Source organism: Rahnella victoriana, assembly GCF_004330295.1.
Taxonomy (GTDB): Bacteria; Pseudomonadota; Gammaproteobacteria; order Enterobacterales; family Enterobacteriaceae; genus Rahnella; species Rahnella victoriana.
In genome coordinates this window covers 289,207-304,084 of the sequence record NZ_SJOJ01000001.1, presented here as the reverse complement: position 1 = coordinate 304,084, position 14,878 = coordinate 289,207, and the positions used below count along the sequence as shown (strand labels likewise).

The following is a 14,878-nucleotide window of genomic DNA, read 5'->3' as shown; positions in this document are numbered from 1 at the left end:
TCAGCTATATAGTCGCAACAAACGAATGGCGCTACAGTCTGTATTACGATGACTATTCCAGCGGCGGTTGCCGCAGCGGAGAATGAAATGACTGACAAAATGAAAATTACCCGAAGCGGTTCTGTGCCTTCTCAGAACGGTCCTGAAAGTTACTTCACCGGTAAGGTGCGTATCGACTCGCCGTTCAGCGGCACTGAATCTGCCCGTGTGGGCGGGGCGACCGTGACCTTTGAGCCGGGCGCCCGTACCGCCTGGCACACCCATCCGCTGGGTCAGACGTTGATCATTACGCAGGGTCGCGGCTGGTTACAGGAAGAGGGCGGCGAAATCCGTGAAATGAACGTCGGCGATATCGTGTGGATCCCGGAAGGGGTGAAACACTGGCACGGCGCAACCCCTGAGAATGCCATGACGCACATCGCGATTGCCGAATCCCTGAACGGCAGCCCGGTAGAGTGGATGGAAAAAGTGACGGACGTGCAGTATTCCAGATAATGTAAAGTCACACGTTAATGTCTGCAAACGGCTGCCCTTTGGGTGGCCGTTTTTTTATCCTAAATTATCCGGCTAACCGCTCACCTGTTTTATTTACGGTTAAAAAGCCCCGTTATTCGACGCATTAAAACCGCCGCTTTCTGTAGCCCTGTAATCACTAACTCGACTAATATAAACAGACATCAACTACAGAGTCGTATCGGTATGCCTTATTATTCTCCGGGTGAGAGTTTCGTGCGTGAGCGTTCGGATCGCTTTTTAAAGCGAATGTATTTGATGCGCATGCTCGGCACTTTCCTCTGCTTTTTTCCGGTGCTTTCCGTTCTGCTCGAACGACAGGTTTCCTGGATACCGATATGTCTGCTGGCGCTGAATGCGTTTGTCTGGCCGCATGTCGCGATGCTGATTTCCCATCGCGCAAAACATCCTAATCAGGCCGAGTTCAGAAATCTGGCGTTTGACGCCATCGCAGGCGGCGCATGGGTGGCGCTGATGGGCGTGTGCCCGCTGCCGTCGGCCATTATTACGTCTATTCTGATTGCCGACCGTTTCTCTGCCGGTGGCTGGCATTTGCTGCGCCGTGCCGCGCTGTTTTATTGCGCTGGTTTTCTCCTTTGCTGGCTGGCGGCGGGAATGCCTTTTTATCCCGTCGTCACCGACCGGACGCTGTGGCTGACGCTGCCGCTGTCGACTATTTATATTATTGCCTTCAGCGCCGCCAATTATTCCATCTCCCGCAAGCTGCGCGATAAACAACATGAGCTGGAAAAGGCGGCGCTGATGGATCCGTTCCTCGGGCTGCCAAACCGGCGTTTACTTGACCGGCGGCTGATGCTGGAATTTGAACGTTCGAAACATGATTTATCCTGCCTGATGGTATTGGGCGTGGATGATCTTAAGATGGTGAATGACTTATTCGGGCGCGAGGCGGGGGATTATGTATTGCGATCCGTGTCAGCGATTTTGCGCCATGAAACCGGGCAAAATGATTTCCCGGCTATTCTGGGCGGCGATGAATTTGTGGTGATCCTGCCGGGCGTCTCCGAAGAGGAAGCCTATGCCGTGGGTTACCGGTTATTACTGAAAACCTCAGAGATCCGTTTGTCGCAAGACTCGGGTTTCCAGTGCTCGCTGAGTATCGGGGTGGCGACGTCCAGACATCATGAGAATTACAATCAGTGGCTGGCGGCGGCAGAGCGCGCATTAGTGAACGTCAAAAAAAATGGCAAGAACAGTATTGGCAGTGTGGGCCGGGCGGAACTCGCGGCTCAGCTACAATGAAGTGAATTCACCGTTTATCCTGGATGATCAATGAAAAATATCACAATAATGATGGTAGCAGCGGTAGCCATAGCGGGTGTGCTGGCAGGGTGTTCATCGATTGATAAGCCGGTGGGAGACGAAACCTATCGTCCGGCGAATTATGATGCGGCATTTGCGCAAGGCGAGGCGAGCTATACCACGTCCGTTTTTTCAATTCTTGAACGTCAGCGTCGTGCGGATACCTACAAAAAGATCTTCACGTTTTGTACCGGTAAATTCCAGACGCTGGGCGAAAGTAATGACGGCGAGAAGGTGCACATAAGATTTGCCTGTCTGCCGAAACAGACGTCTCAGACGCAGCAAAGCCCGTATTCGCTGCAACCGGCGACCACGTCACCGTCACCGTCGCTGTACTGAGACTGAGACGTCGTCCCTTTATCCGAGGAAACATGCACATGGAAAGACCTGATTTCATCCGTCACTGGCGCGAACTCGAAAGCCCGGATGACAGCGGTTATGCCGGTGATGACGAACGGATGTCCTTCGGCGCGCCGCTTGGCAGGGCGCTCGGGTTGACGAAAATTGGCATTCACCACGAACGTTTGTTGCCGGGGCGGCGTACCTGTTACGCGCACGCAGAAAGTTCAGAAGATGAGTTTGTCTACGTGCTGGAAGGCACGCCGGATGCCTGGATCAACGGCCACCTGCACCGGCTTAAACCGGGCGATGCCGTGGGGTTTCCGCACGGAACCGGCATCTGCCACACCTTTATCAATAATACGGACGAGGAAATTCGTCTGCTGGTGGTGGGCGAGGCGAATAAACCGGAAAACCGGATTTATTATCCGCTGAATCAGGAATACGAAGCGACGCGCAAAGACCGCTGGCGGGATGTGCCTGAGCAGCAATTCGGTGACCATGACGGTATTTCTGACCGGCGACGTGAGCACAATAAAACGTCTGACTAAAAGCCGGAAAATGCAAAAAAAAGCCGGTGTTCTGAATACCGGCTTTTCTATTTAAGGTGTCTGATTACACACATTTACTGCACCGAAAGCGACTGCCAGCGTTGCTGACAATACGGCATCATGCGGTGAATTTTCAGGCTCTGCGCCTGATGACGGTTCAGTGAATAGCCCTCCGGCGTGATCTCTAAGGTATCGCCGGTGTGCAGGGTGAAATCATTATCCACGGACAAAATCAGCTTCAGATTTTTAAACGCCTGAATGCAGATATATTTCAGTCCGGTTTGCGGGATACTCAGGATGTCTATGATTTTCCATTCCATATTCTCACTCCTTTCCTGTGGCTGCCTGATTTTTCGTTTCCCTTTTCTACCTCAAATCCCTGTCATTTTTTGTCATGACAAAGTAATGATTTCTTTATAGGCGTTCCTGTTATTTGAATGCTTGAACTGACTCACAAAAAGCAAGACGGGCTTGCGTACGGATCGCAGAATGAATTAATTAAACGAGATCTCACTCTTTTAGAAAGGTTATTCAGAGCGTAAACGGAAATTAAAAAGACTTGAACTCAACGCTATAAAGCGGGTATTCCTGAGTACTTTCTACTTTTCTTATATTTTTCAGGGGCAGGACGACATGCATTATTGGATGAAGGGTTTTCTCGGTACGCTGTTCGCGTTAAGCACCTTTTCCTCGCTGGCCAGTCAATGTATCGAAACCCGCGCGGGAATTGACATGGGATCCGGTACCACCAAAATTCAGGTGGCGCAGGTGGATATTTGCCAGCATCAGCTGGGAAAAGTGCTGTATGAAGACCAACGGCCGCTGGGCTTTAATGACGACCTGGGCAAATCCGGCAACAACCACATCAGCGAAGCCATGCAACAGCAAGGCGTGACGGCGCTGAAAGAGATGGTCGATAAAGCCCGCACTTTCCATCCGCAGCGCATTACCGGCGTCGCCACGGCCGTGTTTCGTTCGGCGGCCAACGGTCAGCAGGTGATTGACCGTTTCAATCAGCAGACGCACATCCAGTTGCGGGTGATTTCTCAGGAGCAGGAAGCGGAGCTGGGATTCCTGTCGGCGAAAGCGGCGCTGCATGACAACACCATTAAAAATCAGGATCTGCTGGTCTGGGATATCGGCGGAGGCTCGATGCAAATGACCGCCCTGCGTGAGCAAAATGGTCAGCCGGTGACGGATATTTATCAGGGCAGACTGGCGTCTGTGACGTTAAAAGAATTCATTATCAGCGTACTGAAAAATCAGGCACTGGATAAAGCCGCCTCGCCCAACCCGATTGGCTCGCTGCGCAATACGGTTCTGCGTTACGTGAATTTCTACGCCCGCACGCACGTCAGCCCGCAAATCAAACAGGATGCGCAAACCCGCCGGGTGATCGGAATCGGCGGTGTGCACGGTTTTTCGCTGAAAGATCAGCTGCATCCGAAGGACAATACCTACACGTTGGCCGATGTTGAACGCGTGTCGAAAAATCAGGTATGGAAAGGGGACAGCGAACTTACGGGCGAATACCGCGCCACGGATGTCAGTAATTTGCTGCTGGTGGAAGGTTTTATGCAGGCGCTGAATATCCCGCAGGTGACGATTGTCAAAGCCAGCCTGATCCAGGGCATCCTGGTGCAATAAATCCGGTAAACGATGCGCGACACTGCGCTTAGCGTTTATTCAGAAGACCCTTTTAAGAACGGCTGTTTTCACTGAAGGAGCAGAATGATATGACAACTGACTCAATGACCCCGCCGCAGGATGATTTCATCTGGCTGGAAGGTTTACGCAACGAAAAAGCGCTGGAATGGGCGCGCGGGCAAAATGCCATCACGCTGAAAGCCTTTACGCAGGGCAAGGACTTCGAACCGTTGCGGGAGAAAGTGCTGGAAGGTCTGAACTCACCGGATCACATCCCCGGTGTGTGGAAATGCGGGCATGACTGGTACAACTTCTGGCAGGATGCGCAGAATCCAAAAGGGTTGTTGCGTAAAACCACACTGGATGAATTCCGCAAAGCACAACCGGCATGGCAAACCGTGCTGGATATTGATGCGCTGGGCAAAGCCGAAGGCAAGGACTGGGTGTTTCATGGCTTCCTGAATCTGAAGCCGGATTTTGACCGTGCATTGTTAATGCTCTCACCCGACGGGGGAGATGCATCAGAAGTGCGCGAGTTTGATTTAGTCACCCAGGATTTCGTTCCCGGCGGGTTCTGTCTGCCGGTCGCGAAAAGCCGTATCAGCTGGATTGACCGCGACCATTTATTTGTCGCGACCGATTTTGGAGAAGGATCCCTGACTGATTCGGGTTACCCGCGCATCGTCAAAATCTGGCAGCGCGGTACGCCGCTCTCTGACGCGGTCACCGTGTTCAGCGCGGAGAAAACCGACATGCTGGCGGCGGGTTATCGCGATGCCATGAAAGGCTTCGAGCACAGTTACGTCGTTCGGGTGATCGACTTCTATCACCGCGAAGTGTTCCTGCTTGATGACGGCAAAAACCTGGTCAAAATCGATCTGCCGACGGATGCCAAATTCAGTACCTGGCGGGAATGGATCCTGATCCAGCCTTCCAGCGAATGGCAGGTAAACGGTGAAAGCTGGCCTTCCGGTTCGCTGCTGACCATGAATTTTGATGCCTTTATGGCCGGTGATCGTACGCTGAAGCCGCTGTTTATGCCTTCTGCTCATGCTTCCCTCAGCGGCGTCACGGCAACCCGTGACCAGCTCAACGGTTATTCTTACACCCGTGATCACATTATTCTCAGCATCACCCGCGATGTGTCCAACCGGCTGGAAGTACTGACGCCAAAAGACGGCGGCTGGCAGCGTCAGCCGTTTGGCAACGTGCCGGAACTGAGCAAAATCAATGCGTGGGGCGTGGATGACGACACCAATGAATATTTCATGAGTGTCAGTGGCTTCCTGCAACCGGCCAGTTTGTCGCTTGGTAATCTGGATAACGGCGCGGAGGTGGAAGCCGAACTGCTGAAACAAGATCCGTCGCATTTTGACGCGTCAGCGTATCAGGTCAGCCAGCATTTCGCGGTCTCCGACGACGGCACCCGCGTGCCGTATTTCGTGGTCTGCCGCAAAGACGTGGCGTACGACGGCAAAAATCCGACCCTGCTTTATGGCTACGGCGGTTTTGAAGTCTCGCTTGACCCGTATTATCTCGGCGTCAGTGGCGTGTCGTGGCTGGATCGCGGCGGCGTGTTTGTGGTGGCGAATATCCGCGGCGGGGGCGAATACGGGCCGGAATGGCACAAAGCGGCGCTGAAGGAAAAACGTCTGCGCGCCTATGAAGATTTCGCCTCCGTGGCGAAGGCGCTGATCGCCAGTAAGATCACGTCTCCGGCCCATCTGGCGGCGCAGGGCGGCAGCAACGGCGGTTTACTGGTCGGCAATATGCTGACGCGCTACCCGGAACTGTTCGGTGCGATTGTCTGTGAAGTGGCGCTGCTGGATATGTACCGGTATACGCAAATCTCGGCTGGCGCGTCGTGGATTGCGGAATACGGCGACCCGCAGAAACCGGAAGAGTGGGCGTTTATCCGCGAATTTTCGCCGTATCACAATATCGATCCGGCAAAAAAATACCCGCCGGTGTTGTTCTCTACGGCCACCAGCGATGACCGTGTCGGGCCTGACCATGCGCGTAAAATGGCAGCGAAAATGCAGGCGCTGGGCATCCCGGATGTCTGGTTCTACGAGAATACCGACGGCGGTCACAGCGCCGCTGCTGACAAAAAACAGTCGGCGTTTAAGCGGGTGATGGTCAGTGAATTCCTGATGCATACCCTCGGCCGCCACTGAGCACGTTAAGCTGCTGACTGACCCTGAACGGGATACCCTCGCGGTATCCCGTTCATATTTCGACATGTTTTATCCGCGCTGAATCACCGTAAAAACGTTGCCCCGCTAATCATTCCTTGTTTATTATTTCGGCTCCAGTTGATAACAATTATCAAAATCATTTCTTATTCATTCTCATTTTCGGGTAATCGCATGTTAAAGAACACCGCTCGCGTGCTGTCAGTTGCCGGCCTGATGGCCACTTCCTTTGCCAGTTTTGCCACCACCTATCCGCTGACTGTGACGGATATGTCCGGCCAGCAAGTCACGATCGATAAAGCCCCGCAACGGGTAATTTTACAGGATGGCCGTGATCTGCTGGCGCTGGCCGTGCTGGACAAAGCCAACCCGTTCCAGCATGTGGTGGCCTGGAATAACCTGCTGAAAAAAACCGACAGCGGCACCTGGGACATGCTGAAAAGCAAATGGCCGGAATCCGCTAAAATCCTTGATATGGGATTCAGCGATAAAGGGCAGGTGGATCTGGAAACCGTGATCGCCAAAAAACCGGATCTGATGGTGGCGCAGTTGCGTGCGAAAGATTCGCTGGCGCAGGCAGGCGTGCTGGATAAACTGGCGGCGTTGCATATTCCGGTGGTGTTCCTGGATTACGAACTGGATCCGGCCAAAAATACCGCCCCGAGCATCGAACTGCTCGGCCAGGTGATGGATCAGGAAGACAATGCCCGCGCCTATACCACCTTCTATAACCAGCATTTTGACGCTATTCAGAAAGCGGTGTCTGCCGTTAAAACCAGGCCAAATGTGTTCATTGAGCCGATTGCCGGTCGCGATGATTCCTGCTGCTTTACCCACGGTAATGCGGGCTGGGGCAAACTGATCCAGGCGGTTGGCGCCAATAACATCGGCTCGACATTGCTGCCGGGCGCATCGGGCACGGTTTCGCTGGAGCAGGTGATCAGCATGAAGCCTGACGTGTACATCATGACCGGCTCAGCGCGTCCGAAAGGCGGTTCCGTGACGCATATTCTGCCGTTCGGGTATGGCGCAGATGAAGCCAGCATTAATAAAGAAGTCGCGGTGCTGACTCACCGTACCGGCGTGGCGCAGATCCCGGCCGTCAGCGACAAACGCGTGTATGCGATTTATCACCAGTTCTACAACCACCCGTACAACATTGTCGGGATGGAATATCTGGCGAAGTTTATCTATCCGCAGCAGTTTAAAAACGTCGATCCGGCGAAGACTTACCACGATATCGTGCGCAACTACACCAACCTGCCGGATCAGGATCTGATCCTCGGCTGGTCTGCGAAAAAATAAGCCCTGAGACCCGCCCGTCTGTGGTCACGCAGGCGGGTTTTCAACCCCCGTGGTATGCCTTCTGCACAAACTTTACCTCCGTCACATTTGTTGACACTCCGTTAATTCATACAAAAATCTAACTGTATTACTGTATCTGCATAACGCCGACTGGCGTGGTACGACACATCAACAAGGTGAATTTATGCAATCTGAAGAACAGCGTTTAATTGACGGGCTTTTTAGTCGCTTGCAACAGGCTGAGTCCAATACGGCACCGCGTGATGCGGAAGCTGAACGTGTGATTCAGGCCCATATTCGTCAGCAGCCGTCTGCCCCGTATTACATGGCGCAGGCGATGATTATTCAGGAAGCCGCGCTGACCAAACTGAACGCCCAGGTGCAGGAACTGCAACAGCAGGTCGAACAACTGCAACAGCAGGCGCAGACCGCCAAACCGCAAAGCAGCGGATTCCTGGCCGGGTTGTTTGGCGGCGGTGCGTCACAGCCTGCGCCGCAACGTCCGGCGTCGCAGGGCAGTCAGCCGATCCCCGGCACGCAGGGATGGGGGGCTCAGCCACAACAGCCGCAATATGCCCAACAGCCGCAACAGCAGGCACCGGCACAGGCTGCACCTCAGCAGCCGGGTTTTCTGGGCAGCGCATTGCGTACCGCCGCAGGCGTGGCGGGCGGTGTGGTGCTGGCGGATATGCTGACCGGCATGTTCCACCACAGCCAGCCGCAGGAAATCGTCAACATTATCGAAGAACCGCCGGTGCAGGATCTCAATCCTGCCGACAGCAGCTTCCTCGATAACAGTCAGGGGTTCGACAGCAATCAGCCGTCGTGGGAAGACGCGTCACTGCGTAATGACAACGCGGATTTGGGTTTCGGAAATGACGACTTTGATACGGATGATTTCAACAACGACGACGATTCGTTTTTCTAACTGACTGATGTTATACGATTCAGAAGGGCAATCTGGCAGCAGAAAACGGCAACAAAATGCCAGGAGTGAGAGGTTTATCGCTTATTGCTATCAGAATTCTGGACAAAAGTTAAATCTGTTGCTGTACTGTATTTGACACACATTTTGTGTCCAACATTCACGTAAAGGTAAGTTTGATGTCTAAGATTAAAGGTAGCGTTAAGTGGTTCAATGAATCAAAAGGTTTTGGTTTCATTACCCCTGAAGATGGCAGCAAAGATGTTTTCGTTCATTTCTCTGCTATTTCCAGCAACGGTTTCAAAACCCTTGCTGAAGGCCAGCGCGTAGAGTTCGAAATCACCAATGGTGCCAAAGGCCCGTCGGCTGCTAACGTTATCGCTATCTGACTTTAGCCGAATTCTAAAAAACCCGCCGAAGCGGGTTTTTTTTTGCCTGTTATCCGCCAGCGTTATTCTGCTTTACGCACCAGCGTGACAAACATCAGGATGGCAATGGCGTAGCAACCGAGGATCGTCAGCCCCATCGACAACGCCGGATGGTTGCCAAAGCCGGTCACCGGCACCGCAACCGCGCCCAGAGCAAACATACACACGCCCAGCAGAGCCGAGGCGCTGCCTGCATTTTTCCCCTGACTTTGCATCGCCAGCGACCCGGCATTCGGGCCGATAATGCCGATCACCATCACCGAGAAGAACAGCGGGATCAGCAGCATGACCAGCGGGGCATTCAGACTGGCGGAAATCACCAGCGCCACCGAGGCTATGGCCGCGATGCATAAACCGGCTTTGACCAGTGCCATTTCGCCGAAATGGTGGCTCAGGCGGGTTGAGACCTGCGCGGAAATCACCAGTCCGATACCGTTAATGGCGAAGCACAGGCTGAACATCTGCGGGCTGAGATGGTAAATCTGTTGCAGAACGAACGGCGATGCACCGATATAGGCAAACATCCCCGCCATGATAAAGCCCTGCGTCAGGCACAGCCCCATAAAGGGACGGTGTTTCAGCAGGCCAAATACCGAGCCTAACATGCTGAGGATCCCGCCCTGCGCCCGGCGTTCCGGCGCTAAGGTTTCGTGCAGTTTCAGCGAGGAGAAGCTGAACAGCAAAATGGCGATTAAGGCCAGTACGCCGAATATGCCCCGCCAGTTCATCCAGTTCAGCATCGCGCCACCCAGTACCGGCGCGACAATCGGCGCCAGCCCGTTCACCAGCATCAGCAGGGCAAAAAAGCGGGTCAGTTCATGCCCGTTATACAGATCCCTGGCCACGGCGCGCGACAGTACCGCGCCGCCCGCACCGGCAATGCCCTGTAACAGACGGGCGACTATCAGCTGATTGATGTCCTGCGCTACCGCGCACCAGACAGAGGCGGCCAGCAATAAGGCCAGTGACCACAATAAAGGGCGCATACGGCCGTAGCGATCGCTCAGCGGGCCGAACAGCAACTGGCCGAAACCGAGGCCGAGTAAACCGGCGGTCAGGCTGAGCTGCGCGCTGGCCGTCGACGTATTCAGGTCGCCCGCCATTTCCGGCAGCGCCGGTAAATATAAATCTGTGCATAAAGGTCCGAGAGCGGCGAGTGAGCCGAGGACCAGGGCATAACCGAGGCGTTTTTCTTGCAGATGAGCGCTCATGGTAAATGTTTATTCCGCTTTGCTGGTGGTTAAATCCGTTTCGAAGAGATCCTGAAAGTAGCGATGGTATAAGGCTTCCAGAAGCTCCGCGTCGGCGTGAACAGTTGTCATGCGACGAAATGCGGTGCCTTCACAAATCACCGCTAAAGACTCCACTTTCGCCGTCATTTCGGCATCAGAAAACTGCGGGAAAGTGGCACTGAGGAGAGATTTTGCTTCGTTGAACAATTGTTTTTCAGAGTCGCGCCAGATTTTTTCCACGGCGGGATTGCGGGTGGCTTCTGCGGCCACTTCCAGCATCAGCGCGTGGTCAATTTCTGCCTGCTCTTTTTGTTCGGTGCACTGTTCTTCTTTATAAGGTGCGCTCAAATTGCCGATCCGCCGGTGCGCCAGATTATGGGCGACCTGCTGCAAATTATGCGCATTGCCGGTCATCAGGCGGATTTTCTTCATCACGATGCGCCGGACAATTTCCTCAATGATCGCGTCTTTATTGGCGAAGTACCGGTAAATTTGCCCCACACTCAGCAGTGACGTTTTAGCGATTTCAGCCATCCCCGCCCCGTGAAAGCCGTGTTTGCGAAAACACAGGCGGGCGGCGGCAATGATCTGGTCGCGTCGTGCGCTGATGCGCGCGTCTTTGGTGCATTGTTGTGGGGGAAGCATGAGATACCTGGTCGGTTGCCAATAATGATTGTGAACGATCATTCTCAATTATAGGCAATATGGAGAGACAGGTAAATATTTGTATTATGAATGGAATAAAAAGTGACGTTTCATTTCAGCCTGACCCGCGTCATTTTGCGGGGCCGCTATGACAGATAAGCCTGCAAAAAGGCCATGACAGTGAAGAGGCACAGGGCGACAGTCAGGAATTCAGAAGACGTTTTTGGAGCAGAAAACATAGGAACCTCAATTTATAAACTGACATGAATTGAGGCTATTATCGGTAAGGAACATGAAGGAAACATTAAGATCAGTGCGCGGTGTACCAGCTGACCAGCGCAAAGGCCAGTAAGGTCATGACCAGCGAACCGGCGAGATTCAGCGCCATGTTCAGCAGGGCGGCACCGAAGCGGCCATCCTGAAGCATGTACACCACTTCCAGAGAGAAGGTGGAAAAGGTGGTCAGGCCGCCGCAGAAACCGGTGGTGATCAGCAGTTTCCACACCGGGTCGATATGGGTCAGGCGGGTGAAAATGGCGATACCCAGACCGATGATAAAGGCACCGACCAGATTGACGGTCAGCGTACCGGCTGGCAGCACCGGGCTGATGCCGTTCATTTTCAGACTGACATACCAGCGCACAACGCTGCCAATACCGCCACCAATAAAGACTGCAAGTAAGGTGCTAAACATAGGAATGCCTTAAAAAAACAGATGAATTCGCCAAGGGCCGGGCGCTAAGTTTACCCCGCGCATTCAGGCTTGTGTAGCCGTGAGACTGAAACAACATTTTACGAGGATAAAGGCATATTGATCAGAGAAGGTATGGCGTCCGATGCGCCGGTTCTGGCGCAATTACTGGGCGATCTGGATTATCCCAATACGCCGGAAGCGATCGCGGAACGGGTGGTGAAAATGGCGGCAAACCCGGACAGCCGTCTGCTGGTCGCCGAAGCGGACGGGAAAGCCGTCGGGTTCATCTCGCTGCATTTTATTCCGCAGATCGCGCTGGCCGGAGAATTTTGTCGCATCAGCTATTTGTGTGTCAGCGACCTGTCGCGTGGCGGCGGTATCGGCCAGGCATTGCTGGATGAAGCCGAACGTCTGGCGGCAGAACGTGGCTGCGACCGCATGGAAGTTCACAGCCATACCCGCCGCGTCCGCGCCCACCATTTTTATGCGCGGGCGCAGTACGAAGAATCCCCCAAATATCTGCTCAAAAAATGCTGAGTGATCAGGCATCCAGCGCCAGCACAATGGCGTCGGCGATCAGGTCAACCTGCTCCGGTTTTACCTGACTGGTACTGATACGGATAAACTGCCCCGGCCCGATGCGGCTCCGCTCGCCGGGCAGCACCGCAATACCGCGTGCGGCCATGGTCACCAGTGCGAACTGCTCTGAAGGCACCGGGATCCACATCGCCAGCCCGTCGCGTTCCGGGATAGTGACGCCACGGATACGCAGGGCATCGGACATGGCTTTACGGCGCTGAGCATACACGCTTTTGGCGTGCGCAATGCCTTCCTGCGTCTTTGGATCGTTGATCAGCCACGCCAGTGCCTCCTGCAAAATACGGCTCGACCAGCCCGCCCCGAAGTTACGGAATGATTTGATTTGTTTGATTAAATCCGTTGAACCCGAAATCACTGCCAGACGTAAATCCGGCCCGTAAGCTTTCGAATAGGAACGGACATGCACCGTGCGGTCCGGCAACCGGCTGCCCATACTGAGCGGGGCGTAACGCGACAACTGGCCGATGCCGTCATCTTCAATAATCAGGGTATGACTTTGGCTGAGAATATCGGCCAGCGCAGCATAACGTTCTGCGCTGAGGGCATGGCCGCAATGCGAGTGCGTGCGCGGCTGAAAAATAAAGGCGGACGGATTTTTCAGCAGCGCCTGACTGAGGGATTCCGGCGTGGGGCCAAATTCGTCGCACTTCACCGGGATCACCTGCGCCCCCAGGTTATCCAGCATATCCAGCAGACGGGTGGCGGTCGGGTCTTCAATCGCCACCACCGAACCCTGCATCAGCAGGGTTTGCAGCGTCAGGTTCATGCCGTCAAATCCGCCGTCCGCACTCATAAACGCCGGGGCATCGTAAGGCCAGTCCTGTTTTGCCGCTGCCAGCAACGATGGGGCGATGGCCTCACGCTGATAGCTGTTCAGGTTATCCGCGCCGACACCGTGCTGCATGGCGTCGCGCAGGTCGGGCAGCAGCGCCGGATCGGGCGATGACAGCGCCAGATCGGCAATAATATGCTCGCCAAAATTACCGATTTTTTCAAAGCGGGCCGGGCGCGGCGACAGCATATCGCCACATACCCAGACGCCGTTGCGTCCGCGTCCGGCGATCACTTTCTGACGTCGCAACTGCCCCCAGGCGGCAGAAACCGTGGCCGGACTGACCCCGAGCGCCTGCGCCAGTTCACGCACCGCAGGCAGATGGGTACCAATCTCGATCACGCCGGATCGGATCATCGCCGCTGTTTCAATCGCAATTCCCCGCATGGAACGATCCTGTAACCGGGTGGCTAACCATTGCGCATCCAGCGTTTTTTCGAGGAGGTTTTCTGCCATTTTTTCGCCTTTTGTTCAGTAACAAAGATTCTATTGTACATATTAATTTATGCCATTAGTATCAAACTTAGCCAACGGAGGCGATAAAATAATCACATTGCCGTAAAGATGAGGGCCTTCGTGAAAGAAATGGGTGTGTTTTCAGGAAAATTTGTAAACGCACCGTTGTTTTTCTGCATATCAACCATGCTGACACTTAAGGGGAAAGATGTGACGATTACCATCAGGCTGGCAGTTCGTGACTGGGATTATTTTACGCCGCTGGCGTTAGGCGATCTTAAACCGGAAGGGTTTAATCTTGAGATAGACCGTGTGGGCACGCTGGTCGATAACCTTGGCACCAGCGACAAATACGATGCGGGTGAAGTCTCTTTCAGCCGTTATGCACAAGGGCGTGCGCGGGGCGAATCTGATCTGCTGGCGATACCGCATTTCCTGATGCGCGGCTTCCGTCAGCGTTGCATCATCACCCGCGAAGACAGCCCGCTGACCGAACTTTCTCAGCTGGCCGGTAAACGTATCGGCCTGACCGGCTGGCAGGATTCAGGCAATACCTGGACCCGCACGCTGCTGGCGCTGGAAGGTGTGGGCATCGAAGACGCTAACTGGTATGTCGGCCGCCTGACCGCATCGCATCCGATTGTCGATCGTCTGGCCGGTTTTGGCCGTGAAGGGCGTATCGAAGCGGTGCCGGAAGAGCGTCCGATGATGGAATTATTGCAGGAAGGCTGGCTGGACGCGGTATTTACGCCGTTTATGCCTGACGGTTTCTTTAAGCCGGATTCTGGTTTCCGTCAGTTCCAGCCGGATTTCCGCGCTGCTGAACTGGCCTATTTTAACCGCGTCGGTTACATCCCCGGCATTCACCTGCTGGCGATCAAACCGGCGCTGGCGGAAGAACATCCGTGGCTGCCGCAGGCGCTGAGCGACATCATCGATCGCTCTTATCAGATGTGGATGGATAAGCGCGCAAAATACGCCGACACCACGCCATGGTTGCTGGACGATCTGCGCCGCACGGTGGTGGATTTACCGGCGGACTGGAACGCAAACGGTTTCGCCGCCAATGAAAAGATGATCGACGATTTTGCGCAGGAATTGCATGCGCAGGGGCTGACGGCTAACCGCCTGACGCCGCAGGAGTTGTTCCCGAACTTTGCTCAGTAACACTTAACCAATCGCGTTTCATACTC

16 protein-coding genes are annotated in these 14,878 nt (G+C 54.2%); 11 read left to right on the top strand and 5 right to left on the bottom strand.

Annotated elements, in window-relative coordinates:
* The first annotated feature begins 99 nt into the window (after positions 1 to 99).
* The 4 genes from EYY67_RS01500 to EYY67_RS01485 all read left to right on the top strand — a co-directional run bounded on the left by EYY67_RS01500 (position 100) and on the right by EYY67_RS01485 (position 2,726).
* Positions 100 to 495, top strand: a complete 396-nt coding sequence (locus EYY67_RS01500) for a (R)-mandelonitrile lyase (RefSeq protein WP_119827448.1) — start codon at positions 100 to 102, stop codon at positions 493 to 495.
* A gap of 204 nt (positions 496 to 699) precedes the next feature.
* On the top strand, positions 700 to 1,776 hold the full coding sequence (locus EYY67_RS01495) for a diguanylate cyclase (RefSeq protein WP_131692657.1): 1,077 nt from the start codon (positions 700 to 702) through the stop codon (positions 1,774 to 1,776).
* A gap of 30 nt (positions 1,777 to 1,806) precedes the next feature.
* The gene (locus EYY67_RS01490; RefSeq protein ID WP_119826673.1) at positions 1,807 to 2,175 is read left to right on the top strand and encodes a hypothetical protein; all 369 of its coding nucleotides are present in this window, start codon (positions 1,807 to 1,809) and stop codon (positions 2,173 to 2,175) included.
* A 38-nt stretch (positions 2,176 to 2,213) separates the two neighbouring features.
* Positions 2,214 to 2,726 carry a cupin domain-containing protein gene (locus EYY67_RS01485; RefSeq protein ID WP_195816822.1) on the top strand — a complete coding sequence of 171 codons (513 nt, stop codon included), beginning with the start codon at positions 2,214 to 2,216 and terminating at the stop codon, positions 2,724 to 2,726.
* A 74-nt stretch (positions 2,727 to 2,800) separates the two neighbouring features.
* Here EYY67_RS01485 and EYY67_RS01480 read toward each other — a convergent pair whose 3' ends face one another.
* Complete coding sequence (locus EYY67_RS01480) at positions 2,801 to 3,046, bottom strand: hypothetical protein (RefSeq protein WP_095925070.1); 246 nt, start codon at positions 3,044 to 3,046, stop codon at positions 2,801 to 2,803.
* Between the two features lie 313 nt (positions 3,047 to 3,359).
* Here EYY67_RS01480 and EYY67_RS01475 point away from each other — a divergent pair, with 313 nt between their 5' ends.
* The 5 genes from EYY67_RS01475 (at position 3,360) to cspE (ending at position 9,187) form a co-directional block, all read left to right on the top strand.
* Positions 3,360 to 4,373 carry a Ppx/GppA phosphatase family protein gene (locus tag EYY67_RS01475; protein ID WP_119826671.1) on the top strand — a complete coding sequence of 338 codons (1,014 nt, stop codon included), beginning with the start codon at positions 3,360 to 3,362 and terminating at the stop codon, positions 4,371 to 4,373.
* An 89-nt stretch (positions 4,374 to 4,462) separates the two neighbouring features.
* Positions 4,463 to 6,550: a prolyl oligopeptidase family serine peptidase gene (locus EYY67_RS01470; protein WP_131692656.1), complete on the top strand. Its 2,088-nt coding sequence runs from the start codon at positions 4,463 to 4,465 to the stop codon at positions 6,548 to 6,550.
* Positions 6,551 to 6,742: 192 nt separating this feature from the next.
* Positions 6,743 to 7,873: an ABC transporter substrate-binding protein gene (locus EYY67_RS01465; protein ID WP_131692655.1), complete on the top strand. Its 1,131-nt coding sequence runs from the start codon at positions 6,743 to 6,745 to the stop codon at positions 7,871 to 7,873.
* A gap of 184 nt (positions 7,874 to 8,057) precedes the next feature.
* Positions 8,058 to 8,801 (top strand): DUF2076 domain-containing protein, encoded by a 744-nt coding sequence (locus EYY67_RS01460; protein ID WP_095925074.1) that lies wholly within the window; start codon positions 8,058 to 8,060, stop codon positions 8,799 to 8,801.
* Positions 8,802 to 8,977: 176 nt separating this feature from the next.
* On the top strand, positions 8,978 to 9,187 hold the full coding sequence (cspE, locus tag EYY67_RS01455; protein ID WP_009636912.1) for a transcription antiterminator/RNA stability regulator CspE: 210 nt from the start codon (positions 8,978 to 8,980) through the stop codon (positions 9,185 to 9,187).
* Between the two features lie 62 nt (positions 9,188 to 9,249).
* Here cspE and EYY67_RS01450 read toward each other — a convergent pair whose 3' ends face one another.
* The 3 genes from EYY67_RS01450 to crcB all read right to left on the bottom strand — a co-directional run bounded on the left by EYY67_RS01450 (position 9,250) and on the right by crcB (position 11,797).
* Positions 9,250 to 10,437: a multidrug effflux MFS transporter gene (locus EYY67_RS01450; RefSeq protein WP_131692654.1), complete on the bottom strand. Its 1,188-nt coding sequence runs from the start codon at positions 10,435 to 10,437 to the stop codon at positions 9,250 to 9,252.
* Between the two features lie 9 nt (positions 10,438 to 10,446).
* Positions 10,447 to 11,103, bottom strand: coding sequence for a TetR family transcriptional regulator (locus tag EYY67_RS01445; protein WP_131692653.1), 657 nt, complete (start codon positions 11,101 to 11,103; stop codon positions 10,447 to 10,449).
* Positions 11,104 to 11,413: 310 nt separating this feature from the next.
* On the bottom strand, positions 11,414 to 11,797 hold the full coding sequence (gene crcB / locus EYY67_RS01440; protein ID WP_119826661.1) for a fluoride efflux transporter CrcB: 384 nt from the start codon (positions 11,795 to 11,797) through the stop codon (positions 11,414 to 11,416).
* A gap of 114 nt (positions 11,798 to 11,911) precedes the next feature.
* On the opposite strand from crcB, the gene EYY67_RS01435 reads away from it, so the two are divergent.
* The gene (locus EYY67_RS01435) at positions 11,912 to 12,334 is read left to right on the top strand and encodes a GNAT family N-acetyltransferase (protein ID WP_131692686.1); all 423 of its coding nucleotides are present in this window, start codon (positions 11,912 to 11,914) and stop codon (positions 12,332 to 12,334) included.
* Positions 12,335 to 12,338: 4 nt separating this feature from the next.
* On the opposite strand, the gene EYY67_RS01430 is transcribed toward EYY67_RS01435, so the two are convergent.
* Positions 12,339 to 13,685, bottom strand: coding sequence for an aminotransferase class I/II-fold pyridoxal phosphate-dependent enzyme (locus tag EYY67_RS01430; protein WP_131692652.1), 1,347 nt, complete (start codon positions 13,683 to 13,685; stop codon positions 12,339 to 12,341).
* 210 nt (positions 13,686 to 13,895) lie between these two features.
* On the opposite strand from EYY67_RS01430, the gene EYY67_RS01425 reads away from it, so the two are divergent.
* The gene (locus EYY67_RS01425; RefSeq protein WP_095925298.1) at positions 13,896 to 14,852 is read left to right on the top strand and encodes a substrate-binding domain-containing protein; all 957 of its coding nucleotides are present in this window, start codon (positions 13,896 to 13,898) and stop codon (positions 14,850 to 14,852) included.
* The last annotated feature ends 26 nt before the right edge of the window (positions 14,853 to 14,878 follow it).